Annotated in this window: 17 protein-coding genes and 2 pseudogenes; 3 read left to right on the top strand and 16 right to left on the bottom strand. The window is 46.7% G+C overall.

The features are described from left to right. Positions 1-351: 351 nt before the first annotated feature. From ACERC8_RS08015 to ACERC8_RS07960, 12 genes and pseudogenes are all read right to left on the bottom strand, one after another. A complete protein-coding gene (locus ACERC8_RS08015) occupies positions 352-1,041 on the bottom strand; it encodes an ABC transporter ATP-binding protein (RefSeq protein ID WP_373659370.1) in 690 nt (229 codons plus the stop codon). Between the two features lie 9 nt (positions 1,042-1,050). After that, positions 1,051-2,121 (bottom strand): FtsX-like permease family protein, encoded by a 1,071-nt coding sequence (locus tag ACERC8_RS08010; RefSeq protein ID WP_373659369.1) that lies wholly within the window; start codon positions 2,119-2,121, stop codon positions 1,051-1,053. 331 nt (positions 2,122-2,452) lie between these two features. Beyond that, positions 2,453-3,499: a D-alanine--D-alanine ligase gene (locus tag ACERC8_RS08005; protein WP_373659368.1), complete on the bottom strand. Its 1,047-nt coding sequence runs from the start codon at positions 3,497-3,499 to the stop codon at positions 2,453-2,455. A 50-nt stretch (positions 3,500-3,549) separates the two neighbouring features. After that, entirely contained in the window at positions 3,550-4,146 is a 597-nt protein-coding gene (gene recR, locus ACERC8_RS08000; protein ID WP_373659367.1) for a recombination mediator RecR, read from the bottom strand. 10 nt (positions 4,147-4,156) lie between these two features. Beyond that, the gene (pbp2b, locus tag ACERC8_RS07995; protein ID WP_373659366.1) at positions 4,157-6,217 is read right to left on the bottom strand and encodes a penicillin-binding protein PBP2B; all 2,061 of its coding nucleotides are present in this window, start codon (positions 6,215-6,217) and stop codon (positions 4,157-4,159) included. A 254-nt stretch (positions 6,218-6,471) separates the two neighbouring features. Next, positions 6,472-7,353, bottom strand: coding sequence for a tRNA pseudouridine(55) synthase TruB (truB, locus tag ACERC8_RS07990; protein ID WP_373659365.1), 882 nt, complete (start codon positions 7,351-7,353; stop codon positions 6,472-6,474). A 173-nt stretch (positions 7,354-7,526) separates the two neighbouring features. Further along, positions 7,527-8,465: a sensor histidine kinase gene (locus ACERC8_RS07985; RefSeq protein WP_373659364.1), complete on the bottom strand. Its 939-nt coding sequence runs from the start codon at positions 8,463-8,465 to the stop codon at positions 7,527-7,529. Continuing rightward, positions 8,459-9,121, bottom strand: a complete 663-nt coding sequence (locus ACERC8_RS07980) for a response regulator transcription factor (RefSeq protein ID WP_373659363.1) — start codon at positions 9,119-9,121, stop codon at positions 8,459-8,461. Before ACERC8_RS07980 ends, ACERC8_RS07985 begins: the two co-directional genes overlap by 7 nt. Positions 9,122-9,160: 39 nt before the next feature. Beyond that, the gene (locus ACERC8_RS07975) at positions 9,161-10,120 is read right to left on the bottom strand and encodes a S41 family peptidase (RefSeq protein ID WP_373659362.1); all 960 of its coding nucleotides are present in this window, start codon (positions 10,118-10,120) and stop codon (positions 9,161-9,163) included. Between the two features lie 3 nt (positions 10,121-10,123). Beyond that, positions 10,124-12,089: pseudogene (locus ACERC8_RS07970) on the bottom strand (FtsX-like permease family protein). Positions 12,090-12,162: 73 nt separating this feature from the next. After that, a complete protein-coding gene (locus ACERC8_RS07965; RefSeq protein WP_373659361.1) occupies positions 12,163-14,130 on the bottom strand; it encodes an ABC transporter permease in 1,968 nt (655 codons plus the stop codon). A gap of 1 nt (position 14,131) precedes the next feature. Beyond that, on the bottom strand, positions 14,132-14,884 hold the full coding sequence (locus ACERC8_RS07960; protein WP_373659360.1) for an ABC transporter ATP-binding protein: 753 nt from the start codon (positions 14,882-14,884) through the stop codon (positions 14,132-14,134). Between the two features lie 199 nt (positions 14,885-15,083). Here ACERC8_RS07960 and ACERC8_RS07955 point away from each other — a divergent pair, with 199 nt between their 5' ends. Beyond that, positions 15,084-15,872 carry a PASTA domain-containing protein gene (locus ACERC8_RS07955; RefSeq protein ID WP_373659359.1) on the top strand — a complete coding sequence of 263 codons (789 nt, stop codon included), beginning with the start codon at positions 15,084-15,086 and terminating at the stop codon, positions 15,870-15,872. A 142-nt stretch (positions 15,873-16,014) separates the two neighbouring features. Here ACERC8_RS07955 and trmFO read toward each other — a convergent pair whose 3' ends face one another. The 4 genes from trmFO to ACERC8_RS07935 are packed head-to-tail and all read right to left on the bottom strand — an operon-like array spanning position 16,015 to position 19,236. Continuing rightward, complete coding sequence (gene trmFO / locus ACERC8_RS07950; RefSeq protein ID WP_373659371.1) at positions 16,015-17,349, bottom strand: methylenetetrahydrofolate--tRNA-(uracil(54)-C(5))-methyltransferase (FADH(2)-oxidizing) TrmFO; 1,335 nt, start codon at positions 17,347-17,349, stop codon at positions 16,015-16,017. Between the two features lie 14 nt (positions 17,350-17,363). Then, positions 17,364-17,552 carry a hypothetical protein gene (locus ACERC8_RS07945; protein ID WP_373659358.1) on the bottom strand — a complete coding sequence of 63 codons (189 nt, stop codon included), beginning with the start codon at positions 17,550-17,552 and terminating at the stop codon, positions 17,364-17,366. Then, positions 17,549-18,538, bottom strand: coding sequence for a hypothetical protein (locus ACERC8_RS07940; RefSeq protein ID WP_373659357.1), 990 nt, complete (start codon positions 18,536-18,538; stop codon positions 17,549-17,551). The genes ACERC8_RS07945 and ACERC8_RS07940 overlap by 4 nt, the downstream gene beginning before the upstream one ends. Then, positions 18,538-19,236 carry a GntR family transcriptional regulator gene (locus tag ACERC8_RS07935; RefSeq protein ID WP_373659356.1) on the bottom strand — a complete coding sequence of 233 codons (699 nt, stop codon included), beginning with the start codon at positions 19,234-19,236 and terminating at the stop codon, positions 18,538-18,540. Before ACERC8_RS07935 ends, ACERC8_RS07940 begins: the two co-directional genes overlap by 1 nt. A gap of 162 nt (positions 19,237-19,398) precedes the next feature. Here ACERC8_RS07935 and guaA point away from each other — a divergent pair, with 162 nt between their 5' ends. After that, positions 19,399-20,958: a glutamine-hydrolyzing GMP synthase gene (gene guaA / locus ACERC8_RS07930; RefSeq protein ID WP_373659355.1), complete on the top strand. Its 1,560-nt coding sequence runs from the start codon at positions 19,399-19,401 to the stop codon at positions 20,956-20,958. A 246-nt stretch (positions 20,959-21,204) separates the two neighbouring features. Further along, a pseudogene (locus ACERC8_RS07925) lies at positions 21,205-21,691 on the top strand (IS30 family transposase); the annotation flags it as partial.

The raw sequence follows: 21,691 nt of genomic DNA, 5'->3' as shown, positions 1-21,691 counted from the left end.
ACACCTATGGTTAAGCGAGTTATCGCTTAACAAAAACACTTTATAAAAATTGTACAGAAAAGGGGTGCCTTTTCATTTCCCATTAAAAAGCTGATGAGATACCCAATCACTAAATAGACCAGACCATAAAAACCAAGGTAACAAATAGGATGCAACTAAGCGTGCGATAACAGCATACCGAGCAAAACGACAGGGTGCTGTCACCTCCACGATCACTCTTCAAAGCTAGCGATTCCCATTAGCAGAATCGTGAGCAAATGAAACGGGAACAGGCGTGTGAGGATAAACCAGATAAAATTCAACATCTTTCAGCTCCTCCTCAAAAAAGAGTGCCATGCACTCTCTATTATACTATAATACTGAAGATTTGTCTTTCTCAACTTGACGCAAGACGCCATCAAGCATCTCATAAACCTTATCGCAATAGGTCGTCATGCGATGATCGTGGGTTACCATGATAACCGCTTTTTGACGTTCCTTGCACTCTTTAGCCAGTAGTTCAACAACCTCAACGGCTCGGTCAGTATCGAGGCTGGCTGTCGGTTCGTCTGCTAATAGCAGAGCTGGGTCATTGTAGAGCGCGCGTGCAATGGCAACTCGCTGCCGCTGGCCGCCTGAGAGCTCTTTGGGAAACTTTTTAACCAAGTGCTCAATCCCTAGCTCCTCAAGTAACTCAAGCTGTCTCTTTTTGTCAGCTCTGCCATTTATCCGATCAACCAAATCCAACTGCTTCTCCACCGACAGAAATGGAATGAGATTGGACGATTGAAGAACAAAGCCAATATCTTGAAAACGTAAGCGAGCCCGCTCCTTTTCAGGAAGCTGGGAGTAATCTGTTCCGTTGATCAAGATTTGACCAGCTGTTGGTGTTTGCAATCCTCCAGCTAAGGTTAATAAAGTACTTTTGCCAGAGCCAGACGGACCAATAATAGCGATAAACTCTCCTGCAGCTATGTCAAAGTCTGTTGGTTTTAGTGCCTCAATGGTGCTATCACCATCCTGAAAACTTTTACTAACAGCTGTTAATCTTAAAATAGTCATGTCAACCTCCTACCCAATATGCTCCAGCGGATCCACCTTAACGATAGCACCGACCGAGAAGAGTGCCCCTAGCAGAGCAAAGAGAATCAAGCCCCCTGAAATGCCGCTGTAAAAGAGCCAGTTATGCTCAAAAGGAACCGCCGAGGGTAAAACTAGGGAAGACAGAAGAGTTAATCCAAGTCCAATACCTGTTCCTAAACCAGCCAAGATCAAGGTTTGCCCTAGTACAGAGCTTGCGATATAAGGCGTTGACAAGCCTTGAATCTTCATCAGTCCAAAAATCGCTGCCTTTTGCGTTGTCAAGACAAAGATAAAAATGCCGATAACGACTGCTGCAATAACCACCAAAAACCCAATCATAAAGGCAAAGGTCAAGTTCTGTGCCGTGTATCCCGGGAGCTTATCAATAAACGCTGGTATGTCAAGCTGTTCAAGACTATCCTCAGGATAGCTGGTCACTTCTCCCCTGACCACAATCGCACTGGCTAGGTTCATCGGTTGCCCCTTCTGGTAAATATTTTTAAACGTTTCTTGAGAGAGATAGAGCACAGGCGCCACACTGTAGGTTGCGCGATTTGTCGTTCCCACGACGGTCAACTCTTTTTCGCTCTCGCCCAAGGCTAACTGATCACCAATCGACAAGCCCAGCTCCTCTAGCAATTCCAGGGCAACGACTGCCTCATTTTCCTTTTCAAATCCCCGCCCCTCAATAATAGAAGGTATCAAAAAGGTTGATGCATCGACACCAAAAACGGCTACCCGCTCCTTATCTTCATTGCTGACTTGATTGTTTTCTGCCCAGGCAACACCCGACCGGAAAAAGAGTGAGGCCTTCTCTTCGGCTTTAACTTGGTCCACTAATGCCTCATCAATTATTGATGGTGCCAGTAATTTATTCGCCTCTGTTGACAGAAAAATCGTGTCCGCCTGCCATTTGTCAACGGCTGATCGGTTCTGCTGCATCAGACCGTAAGCCAATCCTGTCAGGAAAAAGACCAGATAGGCTACCAAAACCAAGAGCCCCAATATCAAGCCATAGCGTAGCTTATTTTGCTTCATTTCTTCGATTGCTAAAAACATCTTTCCTCCATCCGTTTCTATTCCTTGATATCTTATCTGAAAAAGCAAATTATTTTACCATTATACCACAAAAAGAGAGTGGGACAAAAATCCTAACCTTTCAAGTGATTTTTAATTTTCAAGCAAGGCGCAGTGATTGAGTGGGCTCTAATTCGCTTATTTCATCAGCTTTTTCAGACCTACTCAACTGTGCGGAGGTGGGCTAACAAACTCATCGAATTCTGACGAATTACCGATTTTTGTCCCACTCTCACTATTTCCCGCCACGCCTTGAAGCACTCAAAAGCAAATGGAGAGGCAAGGACTTTTGTACCCACCTCTCTTCCTTTACTTATAATAAGTGCCCTTCACGCTTGTAAAACATCTCTTTGGCTAGTCGTACCAATTCTTCAATCAAATCTGGGTACTTTAGCCCCATGTTGTCCCACAAGAGCGGGAACATGGAGAATTGGGTAAAGCCTGGCATGGTGTTGAGCTCATTGAGGTAGATGGCGCCATCTTCTGTCAGGAAGAAATCACAACGTGATAGCCCACAACCGCCGATGGCACGAAAAGCTTGGGCAGCGTAGTCGCGCATGGTCGCCATGACATCTACTGGAATGTCCGCTGGAATCGCCATGGTAATTCTGTTGTCAATGTACTTGGCCTCGTAATCGTAGAAGGCCACATCCTTCACCACTTCACCTGCTTCGGTTGTTTTCACATCCGCATTACCCAAGAGACCGACCTCAATTTCCCGTGCCAGAACGCCTTGCTCAACCAGCACACGGCTGTCGTACTGGAAAGCCAGTTCCAAAGCTTTACGCAGACCAGCTTGGTCATCTGCCTTTGAAATCCCGACGGATGAGCCCATATTGGCAGGCTTAACAAAGACAGGATAGGTCAGGTTCGCCTCAATTTCAGCAATCTTGGCCTCCAGCTCCTGCCCCTCAATGACCGCCACAAAGGCCACCTGTGGAATGCCTGCTGTGGCCAGCACATGCTTGGTCGTGATCTTGTCCATAGCGACACTAGACGACAAGATATTGGTCCCCACATAAGGCAGGCGCAAAACTTCAAGGAAGCCTTGAATAGAACCGTCCTCACCCATCGGGCCGTGCAGAGCAGGAAAGACCACCGCCCCCTCCTCGTAGATACTGCTTGGAGCAATAGCAGAGCTGTCGCCCATAGTCGCATTGGTCATCAGCTTCTCTTCAGCAGATGGCGTCGTCGTAAACTCCTGCGTCTTGATAAAATCACCTGCTTGACTGATAAAATACGTCTTCACCACAAATTTGTCATAGTTGACCGCCCGCATGATACTCTCTGCCGACAGGACAGACACCTCACGCTCCGCTGACCGCCCACCGTACAGTAAAATTAGCACTTGTTTTGACATAGGATTTCCTCATTTCTTTTTTTTCGGTATAGCTATTGGAAGACAGCTCCTTACACTTCTGTCCGATTTTCAATGGCTTTGAGCAACGTCAGCTCGTCGGCGTACTCAATGTCACTACCAACAGCAAGTCCTCTTGCCAGACGAGTGACTTTGAGACCTGCTGGTTTCAAGATACGGGACAGGTACATGGCTGTCGCTTCGCCATCTGCCGTCGCATTGGTCGCAATAATGATTTCTTCTACCTGACTGTCCATCAGGCGACTGATAAGGGACTTGAGATTGATGTCATCAGGACCAATCCCATTCATGGGGGAAATTAACCCATGCAGGACATGGTAAAGTCCACGGTATTCTTGGATTTTTTCCATAGCAGACACATCCTTACTCTCCTCAACAACGAGGATAAGCGATGAATCTCTAGTCTCGTCCTGACAGATGGCACAGGGGTCGTCATCTGTCAGATTGCCACAAACAGAGCAATAAGCCAGTTCCCGTTTAGCAGATAGGAGATTTTTAGCAAATTCGTTGACATCCTCATCCGACATGGACAAGGTGTAAAAAGCCAAACGGGTCGCTGTTTTGATGCCAATCCCCGGCAACTTTGAAAAACTGTCAATCAACTTGGCTATTGGCGTAGGATATAACACAGGTACTCCTTTACTTCATGCTTTCATAGAGATTGATAATCTCTTTTGCAGCCCTTAGGCTGACTAGAGAATTTGTCTCTGTACTGTGGGGGTAGACAACTGCCACAGCAAACTCTGGCTCACTGCTTGGGGTGTAGGCAATGACATTAAAATTATAGGTGTTAATCGTCTGACCGTTTTTGGTGACAAAGGTTTCAGCTGTACCAGTCTTAGCCGCAATATCTGCTGATGTCCCGCGACTTAGTTCACCACCTGTTGTAAAAGCGGCATTGCCGTGAACCACTTGATAGAAGCCCGACTGAATAATGCCTAGTTCCTCATCGCTAATCGCAATGGTATTTAAGACCTGAGGTTCAATAGCTTGTACTAAGTCACCTAACTGTGTAGGGTCTTGACTGCTATATAAGCCTTCAACGAGGTGAGGTGCGATGCGGCGCCCACCGTTGGCAACCGTCGAGACATACTGAGCTAGCTGCAAAGGGGTGTAGTTATCAAACTGCCCAAAACTTTCTGTCAATACATTAGCAGGGTCATAATCTTCTGGGACATAGCCTGTTGATTCACCAACCAAATCAACACCTGTCGCTGCCCCCATGCCAAATTGCGCAAAAGTCTCACGAAGTTTAGCCATAGCGACCTCATAGGTTTGGGGCAATAGAATAGCTGGCACATAATCTTGACCCATCAATTTGAGTGCGATCTGTACCATATAGGTGTTTGACGAGTATTCTAGAGCCTGAATCGCAGAAAGAGGCATACTGCCGACACTGCTCGTAAACCAAGAGGTAATTGGTTTTGATGCAGCTAGCTGGATAGGCTGGTCTGTCAGAACTTGATTACCTGCAATCACGCCATTTTGCCAGCCCGCAGCAAGCACCGCTCCTTTGACAACCGAACCTGGTGTAAAGACTTTCGTAATAGTGCCTAGGGCATCTTTTGTGACCTGACCTGTTTCGGTATCGTGCTCAATACCAGCCATAGCAAGAATAGCACCCGTTTGCGGGTTCAGTGCAACAGCATACATCCCTTCTGAATGGATTGCCGTCCCTGATGTGAGCTGCGCTTGAAAGGATTGCTCAAGGATTTTTTCGACCCCTTCTTGAAAGGCTAAGTCAACCGTTAGCTTGAGGTTTTTTCCTGGCTCCCCAACTTGGGTGAGTTCATCTGATACAATTGTGTTGTCTTTGTCCAGCTTAATTGTTCTGTTGGTTTTGGTTCCCTGAAGTTCAGGCTCATAGTATTTTTCCAAATAGCTGGTGCCGACACGATCATTGAGTGAGTAGCCTTTTTCCAGATAGCTTTTAGCTTCTTCCGCAGGTAAACCAGTCTGTCGACTAGAGACCTGCCCCAATAGTGGAGTCAAACTATTTGAAGTGGGTTGCCTATCCCAGTCAGCTCGAATAGACAACCCATCCAACGACTTGTCAGCTGAAATCTGCGCAATCTGCTCCGCAGACAGGTCGCCTGTTCGGAGAGAAACCGTGTCAAAGGCAGGTGTCGCATTCATTTGGCTGAAAAGCGATACGATAGTTAATTCGTCTGCTGAAAAATCAATCTGCTCATCTGTCACTGCATCAACAGCATGCTGGTAGACGGTCGCTTCTTTTAAGCGATTGCCGTACTTGTCATAGCGCTGGTCTTCTGGTAAACCTTCTACCACCTGACGGTAGTTGTCCTGGGTCGCAAAATAATAATCAACTTTGTCCCTGCGCGTTACAGTTGTGTCTGTCACCGTCACCAACTGTGCGAGTTGCGTTGCTAACGCCTTAAGTTCAGCTGCCGTTTGACTATTAGTACGGGTAAAGGCAACGACTTCTTTGATATTATTTTGCACCAGAGGACGGCCTTTAGCATCAAAAATCTGACCGCGTGGATGAGATGTTTTTACCGTATAAACCTGGGTTCGGTCTAATTTTTCAAGGTAAAAAGCTTTGTTGATTAACTGCATATCCACCAGTCTGGCCAAGAGCACTGTCATCAAGAAAACCACCAAAAAAAAGAGGCTGTTCAAGCGGTTGGCAATAATCAGCCCAAGGGGTTTCGTTTTGCGATGGTGTCTCTGTTTGTTCATATCATCCTCTTCTTTTTACACTATCACTATTCTACCATAAATCAAGATGGTTTGGCATAGAAAACTGTGATTTTCTGAAAGTTATTTTCGCTTATCAACTGACAGAACAAGAGGTTGGAAAAACATGCCAACCTCTTGTTCATTTATTAAATATTTCATCAAAACATGAGTGTTAATCAGGTTAAGAGAAGCCATTACTCAAAAGAATTCAGTAAGTCATCGACATGTTACACCTTAGCTCATCAGACCAGTTGTCAAAGTAGCACTTTTTTAGGTTTATAGATGCCATGCCGTCGTTCAAGTATGGCCAGAACCTGGTTATCGTGAAAGGCCGCTAATAGGTCTTCTGTCCGTTCTAACTGGACAAAACGACCGTGGGAGAGTTCTGCCGCCTCTTCGTCAGTGACGTCATGACGTGGTAAATCTAAAACCCCGTACTCGATTGGTAACAAAAATGACCAATCTCCTCGCTCAACCAGCTCTGCTATTTCTCCAAGAGACTGAGCGGACGATAGGTCAAGACCTGCAGAAGCTGTGCGGCAAAGGGCGGACATGTGGCTCGCCAAACCTAGTTTTGCGCCTAGGTCAACTGCTAGTGTGCGGACATAGGTTCCCTTGCTACAGGCGACACGAAAATTAAACCGTAGGCAGTCACCGTCACTGAGCAAGGGGCTAGTTCGCTTAAAGTCAGTAATGGTCACCTGGCGCTTGGGACGCTCAACAGCTTCACCTGCCCTAGCGTACTCATAGAGCTTGCGTCCATTGACCTTGACTGCCGAATACATAGGTGGTATCTGGGTGATTTGTCCGATGAAACTCGCCATGGCTTGGTCGATGACGACTTCAGTCACATCTATTGGAACAGGGGTTCGTTCAAGGATGCTACCACTCGCATCCTCTGTCGTGGTTGAGTAGCCCAGAGTAATCTCACCCTCGTAAACCTTACCAGAATCCGTCATGTACTCGATAACACGGGTCGCCTTACCAACTGCGATTGGAAGCACTCCGACCACATCTGGGTCAAGCGTTCCACCGTGACCGATTTTCTTTTCATGCAGAATCTTGCGGAGCTTAAAGACCGCGTCATGGCTGGTCATCCCAGCCTCTTTTTTTAAGTTAATAATTCCTGACAGCATAGGTTTAGTATAGCACAAGTTGACTGAAAAACCAAGATGAGGCACATCAGCCTATCAACTGAGCAAAAAACTGCCTCTAACCATCACAGTTGCAAGCAGTTTTTTATCACTATTTGTTTTTAATCTCGGAAATTTACATAAATTAAATTATGTATAAAATTATTTCCAAAATCTTAGGATTTACTAATTGTCACAACGGTTCCCTCGCCGACTTGGCTGGTAATCGTCAGCTCAAGCTCCAGCTGGGTCAGGATGGTCTTGGTCATGTAAAGTCCGAAGCCTGTCGCCTTTTGGTGCTCATGACCATTGTAGCCTGTGAAGCCCTCCTGCCCTAGGCGTGGTAGGTCTTCTGGCAGAATTCCCAAGCCCGTATCGCTGATAACCAGCCCTTTTTCTGACAGGCTGATAGTAACAGCACCGCCTGGTTTGTTGTACTTGAGGGCGTTGCTGAGGAGCTGTTCAATGGCAAAGCTGAACCATTTTTTATCCGTGTCGAGCTGCCAGTCTCCCTCGATGGCCACGCAAATCTCCTGACTAAGGAACTGAACCCGATAGGCCTTAACCAAATCAACTATCACTTGTCTCACATCGACACGAGCAAAACGAAAATCTAGTTGTTGCTTGCTTAGCTTGAGGTAGTTAAGCAAGTTAGCCAGATAGGTGTCCAAGTGGTGGAGCTGAAGTTGGACATCTTGTGGGTTAAGCTGGTCAGTCTGTACCATGAGAGACAGAGCTGACAGGGGGATTTTCATCTGATGGGACCACATCTTGATGATGGCTTGTCGCTGGGTATCCCTTTGGGTCAGCTGACTCTGCTCCTCCTCATAGGTTTGAGCCTGCTCTGCTAAGAGGGTGAGAAAGGCGCGCTCACTAGGCTCTGATAAATCCTGTAAGAACTCTCGATCATAGTGCGCCAGCGCCAGCATTTTCCGCCGAAAAGACAGGAAAAGAAAGGTGCTAAGACCAGCCAAAATGAGCAGCACCAACCAGAGGCTAAAGAGAAAATAGCTCATGGGCAGGCCGTAAAGGGAGAACTGACCGAGAAAGAGAGCAATGGTGAGGCCGACGGTCAGGTAGAGCCAGCGGTATTCACGAAAAAAGTCTCTCAGCATAGGCGGTAGCCCTCCCCACGGATGGTGACGATACGGTCAAAGTCCACGTCACGCAACTTCTTGCGCAAGCGGGTCATGTTGACACTAAGCGTATTCTGGTCGATAAAGTCGCCGCCCTCCCACAGTTTGTCTAGCAGGGCCTCTTTGGTCACGGTTTGGTGGGCTTTTTCAAATAGCAGATCTAGGAGCTTGGTCTCGGTCGGACTGAGCTGGATCTGCCCTGTGGGACTGGTGAGGAGCCCGTCGAGGCTGAGCGTGAAGCCCTCAAACTGCCGATGACCGCTGTCAAATTGCTGAACACGGCGCAGGACAGCGGCCAACTTGGCCTCCAAAACCGCTAGCGAAAAGGGCTTGCTGATAAAATCATCCGCCCCAGTCGTCATGGCGGTTACCGCACTGACCTCATCGTCCTTACTGGAGATAAAAATGATCGGTACAGTCATGGTCTGTCGAATCCGCTCCGTCCAGTAGAACCCATTAAAATAAGGCAGACCGATATCCATCAAAATCAAATCAGGCGAAAAAGCTGTCAACTCCGTCAGAACATCTCGGAAATCTTGCACCTCCTGCACCTGATAAGATTGGCTAAAATGCTTTTTTAACAGACCAACAATGGTCGCATCGTCTTCGATAATGTAAAGTTTAGGTTGTGTCATAAGTTTATTATAGCTGAAAAAGTGGCTAGAAGCCACTTTTTACTGTCCTTTTTCATTCTGTTTTTCCAGCCACTTTACGGCTTCTTCTTGCGCCTTATCGGTCAGAACATCAGGCTGGATAGGAGCGTTGTCATAGGTTTGCCCTTTGCGGTTGACCAATTTACTGGTCGTGATAACCAGACTAGCCCCGTCATAGAGATAGACGGGTAAATTGCCTGTGGTATAGCCAGCTGTGGCTTGACCGAAAAAGCGTGCCCTGTCCAGACCCTGAAAACTCATGGCTGTAATCTCACCAGAACTGCCTGTCTTTTCGTTTATCAGAACTGCAACGGGTACATCAAGCTTCTTGACCTGACCGAGGTCAAAGGTCTGTCCGTTGCTGAGACGATTCCCCGCTAAGTTGATCGACTGACGTTGCCCATCCCTATCTTCAAAGCTAAAGAGCTGACCGTCTGGCAAGACTGGCGACAGCCCCAACAACATGGGGCTCATGTCTCCGCCACCATTGTCCTGCAAGTCAAGAATCAGTCCCTGATAGTCTTGTGCCGCTAAGGCATCTCGTACGGTTTTAGCGTACTCTTGAGAACTTGTGGGATCAAGGCTGACCCATTCTGGTAATTTGAGGTAGAGAATATCCCCTGACAAGACTTGACTGCTGGGCATAACAGAGCTCGACTGACTGACCTTTTCCTGTTTCAGAATAAAGCTGTGCTTGCCTCCTGCGACAGCAAGGGCAGGCTTGAGCAGAGCTAAACTCTCCTCGTAGGAGGTACTGGTTTTTAGCTGGTCTGCAGTCTCTGCTTTTATCGCCTGCCACTCCTTACCTCTAGCATAAAGCCCTAGGCGATCAATCTGCTCCAGACCTGCTAAGCCATAGCTTGTTGGACTCGGTGGCAGTAGATAGATGTTGTAACGAGGTCCGAAGTAAGCTAACATGCCCAGCCCCACCGTCGCAAGGATAACAAGTGTTCCAAGGATTCCCAAAAAAACTTTTCTCACGATTTACCTCTCAATCATGCCATAGTAGACCCTGCTGGTCAGCTTGTAGATGGCAAAGTAAATCACTAGAATCACAAGAATGGCTAGACCGCTAATCTGATAAACGATCACCGTATCGGTTACTCCAAAAAGCAAGAGCATCTGTTTAATCATGGTTAAGGCGACCAAGAAATGGATAATCGCCATCACAATCGGCATGAAAAAGACGGCTAAAACCTGTGAATTGATGGTCTTTTTGACGGATGCCTTACTCATGCCAACCTCTTGTAGGATTTTATAGGATTTCTTGTCCTCGACACCCTCGCTGTACTGTTTGTAGTAGATAATCAAGGCAGCACCTGCTAAGAAGGCCGTGCCTAGGAGGAAGCCTGTGAAGACAAAGCCTCCCATTTCAGCCAGCAGCATGGACAAATGCTCCTCTTTACTCTGTAAATCAAGCTCTGAGTTTGCAGCTAGGGTTGCTACTTCTTCCGCATTCAAATCCAGATGAACAGGGTAGGTTACTAGCCACTCGCCACCACCGACTTGGAAACCACCGCCGCTGTTAAAGGCATTCAGGGCATCCATCATCTCCTCATCACTGCTAAAGACCCAGACAGCAGCACTATAGAGGTTAACCGTCACAGGAACCGTCACGTCTTTGAAATTCTTAACATTGCGGTAGGAACGCCCAAAAAAGTCAATGGTTTCAATCTGGCTTTCTTCCCTCTGAAGCCAAAAGGCGGTTTCTCCGCTCTTGAGCTGAGGCAGGTCATTGCCCAGAGCCCGAAAGTCATCCTGGGTCATCAGCACCACAAAGGACAACTGGGCAGCATTGATGTTCTTGTTTTGAAGGGTCTCAGCAGTCAAGGGTCTCAGCAGTCACTTGCCAGTGCTTACCAGCCCCTACGTTAACACCGATAAGGCTAGTCATATAAGGGATGGCGGTTTTGGGAGCATAGCCGAGCTGGTCAACAACCTGCGTCTGATAGGCGGCTTCGACCTCTGCTCTGCTATTTCCCGATAGGGTCACCGTCGCACTGCGTGGAAAGAGGCGGTTAACCTGACCAGTCGCTGACCCGTAGAGAGAACTGGTCGTTGCGATTGCCACAAAGGACATGACCGCTAAAAGAGTGATGTTAGCTAATCCAACCGCATGTTGTTTAATTCGAAAGAGCATCTGGCTAGTGCTGACAAAATGCTCAGGCTGGTAGAAATAAGCCTTGTTAGCACGGCGACGCTTGAGGAACCAGGCCACAAAGGCCATGTAAAAGAGATAGGTTCCGATGATGACCAAGATCACCGCCACAAAGAAACGAAAGAGAACCGCTAGAGCCGCAACCTTACTAGAGGTCAAAGACAGGGCGTAACCACCTCCCAGAGCGAGAACACTCAAGAGAGCCAGCAGGATATTGCCACGAGGTTCACGCTCCCCAGCCTCGCTGGAGCGAAAGAGCACCAGAGGAGAGGTTTTGCCAACCTTGATCCAAGACAGAATCATCAAGAGTCCAAAAATCCCAAGGAATAAGAGGGCATTGATAACCAGCCCTGCCCAGCCCGGTTGGAACTGCAACTGGTTATAGTGGGTGATGTTGGCAAATAAGAGGTAAAAAAGATTTGAAAACCCAAGGCTGACCAGAGAACCGAGGCCAACCAAGGCAAGGGCGGTAAGAATCAGCTCCAAGCTAGCAATCAGGGCAACTTGCCCCTTTCGCATGCCTAGCATATTGTAGAGCCCGAACTCCCGCGTCCGTTGCTTGATGAGAAAGTTGAAGCTGTAAATGGACATGATGATGGAGAACAGCATCAAGATAGTGATAGCTAGGCTCATTGCCGTTGTCCCATGCTTCATTTGCCTCACTACAGGACTAAACTGGACGAGGAGCGTTGACCCAGTCAGGGTATAGAGCACTAAACTCGCCAGTAAAAAGGGGGCGTAGATAGTGAGAGAATTTTTGATATTGTTGACTGCTAATTTTAAGTAAAACACCTTAATCACCTCCTAAGAGCAAATAAGCATCGACAGTCCCGTAAACGGTCGTGATAAGAAATGGTCATAACAGTTACCTTTCAATCATACGGTAATAGGTTCTACTGGTCAGTTTATAAATGGCAAAGTAGAACACGATAACACCTAAGATAACGAGCCCACTGACGGTATAAATTAACACGGACGAATGAACAGCGAAAAGTGCCAACATCTGTTTCAGCATGGTCAGAGCTAGTAAGAAATGAAGCACAGCAATGACCAAGGGCATAAAGAAGACCGTCAGAACTTGAGAGTTGATGGTGCCTTTGACGTCTTGACGAGACATCCCAACTTCCTGTAAAATCCGATAAGAACGCTTATCTTCGTGCCCTTCGCTATACTGTTTGTAGTAAATAATCAGGGCAGCTCCAAGCAGAAAGGCGATGCCTAAGAGAAAACCGACAAAGAGGAAACCACCTGTAAACCCGATTGCCACCTCGTGAAAATCTTTCCTCGTCAAGACAGTTGCGATGAGTTCGCCATCAGGGGAAAGCAAATCAGCATTGCTCGTTTTCAGGTCTTGCAACTCTTCTTCTGTTAGGGTCATAAAGACCTGATAACGCGAATCAAAGGGCATTGGTGGATTTTTCAAACTCGTATGGGCTTGATAAAGAGCATCACGTACCTGAGCATTTTCCACTACAAGCAGAACCGATGAGACGGTGTTAAGCAGGTCAGAATAGCGAGCTGTTTTAAGATTATCCTTAATCGTCAGATGATACCCCAGAAACTCAAAACTATCCAGCTGATTGGCGCCGTTTGGCTGGTAAAAATAGGCTTGACCAGGTGCCAAGTCGGCGACCTCATTACCAAACTTGCGAAAATCTTCTAAGCTAACCACATAGAGATAGGATAAACCCAAGCCATCTCCGTTTGACCTCGCATCCGCTGTCGCCACAAACTGCCGCCCCTGCCCTAGCTGAACAGGAAACATGGTCACTTGATAGTCAATGTAGGGCTTGTGCTCTGGCAGTTTATCCAGCACATACTTTTGAAAATCAGCTCGCCCTTGTCCCTCCTCTTCAGCGACGAAACGTATTTGAGTATTGGTGTCATCGATGTAGAGACGATCCAGATTGCTTATCATGCCTGTGTGGAGGGCTACTGTGGTGGCAATGGTCACAAAGGACATGATGGCCAGCATGGTAATATTGGCTAACCCTGTCGCATGTTGTTTCATGCGGAAAATCATCTGACTAGTCGTGATGAAGTGCTCGGGCTGGTAGAAATAAGTCTTATTAGCTCGGCGATGTTTCAAAAACCAAGCGATAAAAGACATGTAAAAGAGGTAGGTACCGATGATGACTAAGATCACAGCGATAAAAAAGCGACCAAGCAGCAAGAGCCCTTCCGCTTGATGAGAAGTTAAAGACAAGGTATACCCACCACCTAGGGCTAGCAGACTGAGCAAGGCTAAAAAAGCATTGCCCTTGGGCTCACGTTCACCACTTTCTGCTGTCTGAAAAAGCACTAAGGGTGAGGAGGACCTGACCCTACTCCACCCGATCAGCATCAATAGGGCAAAAATCCCTGAAAAAATCATGCTGTTGGCCAGAAAACCCAGCGATGAAAGGCTGAAATCAAGATGGTTTCCTCTGACCAGGTGGATAAAGATGAGGTAAAACACATAGGCAAAACCACTGCTCAACAGGCTCCCAAGGCCTAGGACAATGAGCAGGATGGCAACCAGCTCCAAACTAGCGACAAGACCAATCTGTCTCTTGTTCATGCCCAACATGTTATAGAGTCCGAACTCACGACTACGTTGCTTGAGGAGAACATTAAAACTATAAATGGCAACAATGACGGAAAAAAAGCTAAGAACAATTGTTGCTAAAGCCAATGTGATGGTGCCTTGACGCATGGTCTTCACTATCGGACTAAATAGCACCAGTAACGTTGACCCATTAAGCAAGTAGAGGACTAGACTAGCTAGGATAAATGGACCAAAGGCTTCTTTAGCATTTTTGATGTTATTGAGCGCTAATTTTAGATAAAACATCTCAGTCACCTCCTAAGAGGGCTGACATGGAGAGGGAGATGTCCTTGGCAAAGTCATCATTGCTGCGTTGCCCTCGGTAAATCTGATGGAAGATCCTGCCGTCCTTGATAAAGAGTACCCGCTTGGCGTGGCTGGCAGCCTTGGCGGAGTGGGTCACCATGAGGATGGTTTGCCCATCACGGTTGATGGCTTCAAAGAGATTGAGCAGGTCTTCCGAATTGCGGTAGTCCAACGCCGCAGTCGGCTCGTCCGCTAAAATCAGCTGTGGACGGGTAATCAAACTTCTTGCAATCGCCACCCGCTGCTTCTGCCCACCGGACAGTTCAAAAGGACGCTTGTCCAGAAGGTCTGCGATGCGGAGCTTAGGAGCAAGGGGAGAGAGTCGACTCTCCATCTCCTTGACCGCTGTCCGACTAAGCACCAGCGGCAGATAAATGTTGTCCCGCACCGACAGGGTGTCCAGGAGGTTAAAATCTTGGAAGACAAAGCCCAGATTGTTCAAGCGAAACTCGGAGAGCTTGCTGTCCTTAATCTGCGTGATGTCTTGACCATTCAGCACCACCTGCCCCTTGCTTGGCTTGTCCAAGGTCGCTAGAATATTGAGCAAGGTCGTCTTCCCAGACCCGCTCTCCCCCATGATGGAGATAAACTCACCCTCCTCAACCGCAAAATCCACATCTTGCAGGGCACGAACTTCCGTTTTTGAAAATCGGGTCTTAAAAACCTTCTCCAAATGATTAACTTGTAGTAGCATAATGACACCCCTTTGTTTCTTGATACTATTATTATACCCCACTCTCTTAGCCCGTGCGCTTACAGGATTGTAAGGTTTATTTTTGGGAAAATGGAAGAGCATTACACAGGATTTTCAACTCATTGAAACCGCTCTATTTTTTTGCGAAAGCTACTAAAACATGCTATAATAAAACGACAACTAAGCAAAGGAGATGATTATGGCTATAATAAATCCAAAAGTAATTAAAGGAGCTATAAAGGTTGGAAAATTTGCTCTAGGTGCTGCACAGGCTCTTGAATTTGCTCAACCCCATGTCGAAAAAGCCCTCGACCGCCATCATGAACACAATAAAGAACTCATCACCGTTCCTCAGTTTATCGGAACAGACCTCGACCAAGCTAAAAATGCCCTCGAGAAATTAGACTTTAACGTGGTGATTACCCTAGTCAAACCAGACAAGCGTTGGGTAGATAAACGCCCCAATGAAGTTGTTGATATGCAACCAAAAGCCGGTCGTCTTCACCCTAACACTATTATTAACCTCTATTACGTTGATGCTGATATTATTGATCAAAGCGATGGAGAGGTCGACCTCCCAGTCCTTGCAGGTATGATGTTAGACGATGTGCTCGAGTTACTGGAGAAAAAAGGATTTACCGCTTCCAAAGTCATCGCGGAGCCTCGTAAAGACTGGGCTAATAAAACGGTTGGTCTCGTTGTTGATAACGACCCTAAGCCGAACCTTTTGACCAAGGTGACACAACAAGGAACTGTGATCCGTGTCTTTTACCTAACTGAGGAGGTTATCGCCCAGAGCCAGGCCCTCGTCGACAAGGACAAAGCTCAACAAGAACAGCTTCAAAAAGTCATCGCAGACGGTCTAGGACTGGCTGGGAAACTCGTCGGTGACAACATCAATCAGTTAGGTAAGGTTGCAGATGGTGCTGGCAGAGTGATTGGTGATGTCGGCAAAAATCTCCAAAACTTCTTTAATCAGAAAAAATAGAAATCATAAAATTCCCTCGATGTCTTGCCACTTCGAGGGAATTTATTTCTTTTTTTAAGGTGATGTATTGTGGTGTGTCGTTAAAACTGCCAAATCAAGATTATCATCATTTTGAATGGCTTAGCAGTCGCATGGCTTTCTCCTAAACGGTCAAAAAACGGTCCAAATCATTCAGTGCTCGCTCCGCAATTTTCTCATAGCGGGCTTTTTTATCGCGAATACGCTCGCCCTCCAGCTCCTTGATAATGCCAAAGTTGACATTCATGGGTTGGAAATGTTTGCTGTCGGCATGGGTCACATAGTAAGGCAAACTACCGATAGCCGTCGTCTCTGGGAAGATGACGGCTTCTTCGCCCTTGAAGAGACGAGCGGCGTTGATACCAGCCACCAGACCGCTGGCAGCTGACTCGACATAGCCTTCAACGCCTGTCATTTGCCCAGCGAAAAAGACATTTGGACGAAGTTTAGAGCGGAAGGTCTGCTCCAAAAGGGTCGGCGAATCCATATAGGAATTGCGGTGCATGACCCCATAGCGGACAATTTCGGCATTTTCCAGCCCTGGAATCATCTGGAAGACCCTCTTCTGCTCCCCCCACTTGAGATGGGTTTGGAAACCGACGATATTGTAGAGGCTGCCAGCTGCATTGTCCTGACGGAGCTGGACAACAGCATAAGGGGTCTTGAAGTCGCCATCTCGAGGTCCCTCGTAGTCATCAGGATACTCCAAGCCCACTGGTTTCATTGGGCCATAGAGCATGGTCTTGATGCCCCGCTTGGCAATGACTTCGATGGGCATACAGCCCTCGAAGTACTTCTCCTTCTCAAAACTGTTGAGTGGCGCCTCTTCAGCAGTGACCAATGCTTCATGGAAGGCTAGAAACTCCTCCTTAGTCATAGGGCAGTTGAGGTAAGCCGCCTCACCCTTGTCGTAGCGGCTCTTGAGATAGACCTTGCTCATGTCGATGGTATTTTTATCAATAATAGGAGCAGCCGCGTCATAGAAGTAAAAACCAGCACCACCATTGAGATCGTGAATCTTAGCCGCTAGGCTGTCGCTGGTCAATGGACCCGTCGCAATCACCGTGATGGCATCTGTCGGAATCTCAGTAATTTCTTCGCGAATGACCTCAATCAGAGGGTGGTTGGTCACTTCTGCCGTCACAAGAGCTGAAAAGCCTTCGCGGTCAACAGCTAGCGCTCCGCCAGCAGGCACACGGGTCGCTTCTGCTGCTCGCAGGATAACCGAGTCCAAACGGCGCATTTCTTCCTTGAGGAGCCCAACCGCGTTGGTCAAGCTGTCCCCACGCAGAGAGTTCGAGCAGACCAGCTCAGCAAAGTTGTCTGTCTTGTGCTGGGGCGTTGCCTTGACCCCACGCATTTCATAGAGCTTGACAGGAATGCCCCGCTTGGCAATCTGGTAGGCCGCTTCAGACCCCGCCAAGCCTGCTCCGATAACGTTGATGTAGGTTGCTGTCATGATAGTTTCCATTTCTAATGTTTGTCTTTATTGTTTAATTTATATAAAACAGCTGACGTTTCAAGGGTTAAAAGGCTACCTACGATAAATTTTCTTGATCTCCTGAATCCTTTTTCGTGTTCACCGCAAAAATAAGCACCTGTTTGATGAACCTCTTTTTCACAGGTCAATTCTAAACATTTCTTAATGATTACTTCACTCATAACTTTCTATCCTCCAATGATAATTGTGTAGCTGTTTCAATAACTTTCTCAATATTTGTCGTCACATCCGAAAATGAGTTTCTAAAATACGAACTATTTCCCTTGCTAAAATTATCCAGTTGCCAAGCTAAACAACGACCGTCATTTGTGTAAGGAGTAAAGAAGATGTCTTTGACGAAGGTTTTATAATTGGTTAAACACGCTATAATAGCATCCATTTCTTCCAAAGCCGTATAAGTGATTACTGTCAACTGAACAAGGGCATTTAAGTAATTAATTGTTTGAGGAATCCGATATTCTAGAATAGTACTATCACGATTAGATAAGTTAGGATTCGTGTAACTGGTCACATCAAGGTGTAGAGCCAACATTAATCTAGACCGTGTTTCATTTGTCTGTTCAATGGCTGAAATGAGCAATTTTTGCTTAACGGCGTCATTTCTAGAAACTAGAGCTTCAATGACAAGTTGACGAGCTGTGAAAAAGCCTGCGTAACGATCGGTATATTGTCCTTGTTCCACACGAGCAAGAACACCCGCAATATCTTCTAACTGTCTAACAATCTGGCCCAACTGAGCTTGAATAGCTGATAAACCTGTCAAAGGTGCCAATTGCTCAATCTCACTCGGAACTAAGTCAACTTGATGAACAATTTTCCCAGTATGAGCATTTTTTAGGACACCATAAAGAGTACCTGTTTCTTTACGCGTGCCAATAACCCACTCTCCTTTGGCCAACTTGTCCTTGGCATAATCAGTCAAACTTGCGACATACTCTACATCACCTTTCTTATCAGAATTTGTTAAACGTTCTAAAAGTCCATTTTCTTGTACCACTTGAAACATTTTTTCCGATAATCTATTTGCTGTAACACGTTGTAGAGGGGCTAGAGACAAATAACGCAAATCATAACGATAGAGACTAAGCTCATTAGGATTCAAGACAAGCTCTTCTTTTGGGGGAAGATATAAATCAAAACTAGTCATTAATTATTCTCCAAATAAAACTCAAACCGATCGCCAACGTACTGACTACGGACATACTCGAAAGGCTGACCATCAGTGAAATAAGACACTTGAGTCAGTGCCAAAATCGCATGTCCTTTGGTCACATCCAGATAGCTAGCTACCCGTTCGCTAGCCGTTTTGGCATAGATAGTCTGCTGGCTCTTGCCAATGGCATAGCCGTTTGCGGTTAAGGTTTGGAAAAAATGTTCCGTGATGTCCTTGCGGTCAACCCCCTTAATCAGCTTTTCAGTAATGCTTGCAACTTCATAAACCAAAGGTAGATTATCCGCATAGCGTACCCGCTCCATACGAATGACTTGCTCACCAGCTGATAAGCCCAACTGCTGACACTCCGTCTCACTAGCAACCTTTCGTTGATAGGAAATTAAGCGACTGGATGGTAAACGCCCTTGTGAGGTCACGATTTCAGTGAAAGAAGTCGTCCCCCTCATCTTCTCCTGTACACGTCGGCTAGCAACATAAGTCCCAGATCCGACACGGCGCTCTAAAACACCTTCATCAACGAGTAGAGTGACCGCCTGACGCAAGGTCATCCGACTCACCCCAAATGCTTCTGCCAAATCACGTTCGCTAGGCAAACGATCACCAACAGACCACTTTCTCTCATCTACCTGTTTTTTCAACTCATCTCTGATGATCATATAAGCTGGTAACATGCTATCTCCTTACTTGCTAATTGGTATAGCTAGACACCTTTCATTATAACATAAATATTCCTAGAACAAACGTTCCAACTGATTTTATATATTTTACTACAAAAAAAGTGCTGTCTATGGTAAAATAGAGAGGATAATTGCTTTTTGATAGAAAGGAAGCCCATGACCACTACTTCTACCCCAGATGTGCAAAAAATTATTGTTCTCGACTACGGTAGCCAGTACAACCAGCTGATCACTCGCCGTATCCGTGAGTTCGGTGTCTTTTCGGAATTGCTTAGCCACAAAATTTCTGCCGATGAGGTGCGTGCTATCAAGCCTATCGGTATCATCCTATCTGGTGGTCCAAACTCTGTTTACGAGGATGGCAGTTTTACCATCGACCCTGAGATTTTCGAGTTAGGCATTCCCATTCTCGGTATCTGCTACGGCATGCAGTTGATTACCCAAACCTTTGGGGGGAAGGTCGTGCCTGCTGGGCAGGCTGGTCACCGTGAGTACGGGCAAGCGCCACTCCAGCACGACAAGATGTCCGCTCTCTTTGGCAATACGCCTGAGGAGCAACTGGTACTTATGAGCCACGGTGATGCGGTAACGGAAATCCCAGACGGGTTCGTTCGCACAGCCGTTTCTGCCGACTGTCCCTATGCCGCTATTGAAAATGACGATATCAAGGTTTACGGTATTCAATTCCATCCAGAGGTGCGCCATTCTGTCTACGGAAATGACATCCTGAAAAACTTTGCAGTTACCATCTGTGGAGCCCGTCAGGACTGGTCTATGGACAACTTCATTGACATGGCTATTGAGAACATCCGTGCCACTGTCGGCAACAAAAAAGTCCTACTGGGACTGTCTGGTGGCGTTGACTCCTCTGTCGTTGGGGTCCTCTTGCAACGCGCCATCGGTGACCAACTGACCTGTATATTTGTCGATCATGGTCTGCTCCGAAAAGGTGAAGCTGACCAAGTCATGGACATGCTGGGTGGCAAGTTTGGACTGAAGATTATTAAAGCTGACGCTGCCAAACGCTTCCTCGATAAGTTGGCTGGTATTTCTGACCCAGAACAAAAACGTAAGATTATCGGCAACGAATTTGTCTATGTCTTTGATGATGAAGCTAGCAAGCTCAAGGATGTCAAGTTCCTCGCCCAAGGAACACTCTACACGGACATCATCGAGTCTGGAACTGAAACGGCTCAGACCATCAAGAGCCACCACAACGTTGGCGGTCTACCCGAAGACATGCAGTTTGAGCTGATTGAACCCCTCAACACCCTCTTCAAAGATGAAGTCCGTGCCTTGGGAACCGCTCTTGGTATGCCTGATGAGATTGTCTGGCGGCAACCATTCCCAGGACCAGGTCTTGCCATCCGTGTCATGGGGGAAATTACCGAGGAAAAACTTGAGACCGTCCGTGAATCCGACGCTATCCTGCGTGAGGAGATTTCCAAGGCAGGACTTGATCGTGACATTTGGCAGTACTTCACTGTCAATACCGGTGTCCGCTCTGTTGGCGTCATGGGAGATGGTCGGACTTATGACTACACCATCGCTATCCGTGCCATCACCTCCATCGACGGCATGACCGCTGACTTTGCTAAAATTCCGTGGGATGTCCTGCAAAAAATCTCTGTCCGCATCGTCAACGAAGTCGACCATGTTAACCGCATCGTCTACGACATCACCAGCAAACCACCTGCAACAGTTGAGTGGGAGTAAACTAGTCCTGTGGACTAGTTTAGCCTCTAATCCTAAAAAGCTGATACTAAGAGCTTAAGCTTAACTCATTTGAACTAACAGCATTTTAACAACTGTATAAAATATTAAAACGAGATAAAATGGTTTGAACTGTCTCCAAATTGTCTCCAAAAAGAAGTCCTCTAGGGCTTCTTTTTTTAATACTGATAAATTGTAAAATATAGTGCAACAANTACGTAACCACACTACCAGAACACGAGGAAACCTATGAGCTACTCCCATGAACCATAAAAGAGCGAATAAAGATAGAGACTTATTTAGAATTAGGGTTGAAACCTCATCAAATTGCTAGTAAACTTGGCGTCCATAAGTCTACCATCTCAAGAGAGTTAGAACGGTGTCCGGCTGCTTATTCCGCAGACCTAGCCCAGAAACATGTTGACCAAAAGGCTAAGCAAAAAGGACGACAGTCTCGTTTGACCCCTGAGTTAAAAGCGGAGATTGAACAAGGTTTGAGAGCCTCTTGGTCTCCCGAACAGATTTGCGGTCGCTATCGGCTGGAAGACAAGCCAATGGTCGCTTTTAAGACCATCTATAACTGGCTCTATGCTGGCTTGATCGACATAGAACTCAACGTCTTACGTCGCAAAGGAAAAAGCCGACAACCCAGAGAAACTCGTGGGAAATTCATGATTGGAACACCGATTTCCAAACGCCCTAAAAAGTTAGGAATCGTCAGACTTTCGGTCACTGG

It is taken from the genome of Streptococcus sp. E29BA (assembly GCF_041807805.1).
Lineage (GTDB): Bacteria > Bacillota > Bacilli > Lactobacillales > Streptococcaceae > Streptococcus > Streptococcus entericus.
This window is presented reverse-complemented; position numbering and strand designations above follow the sequence as displayed.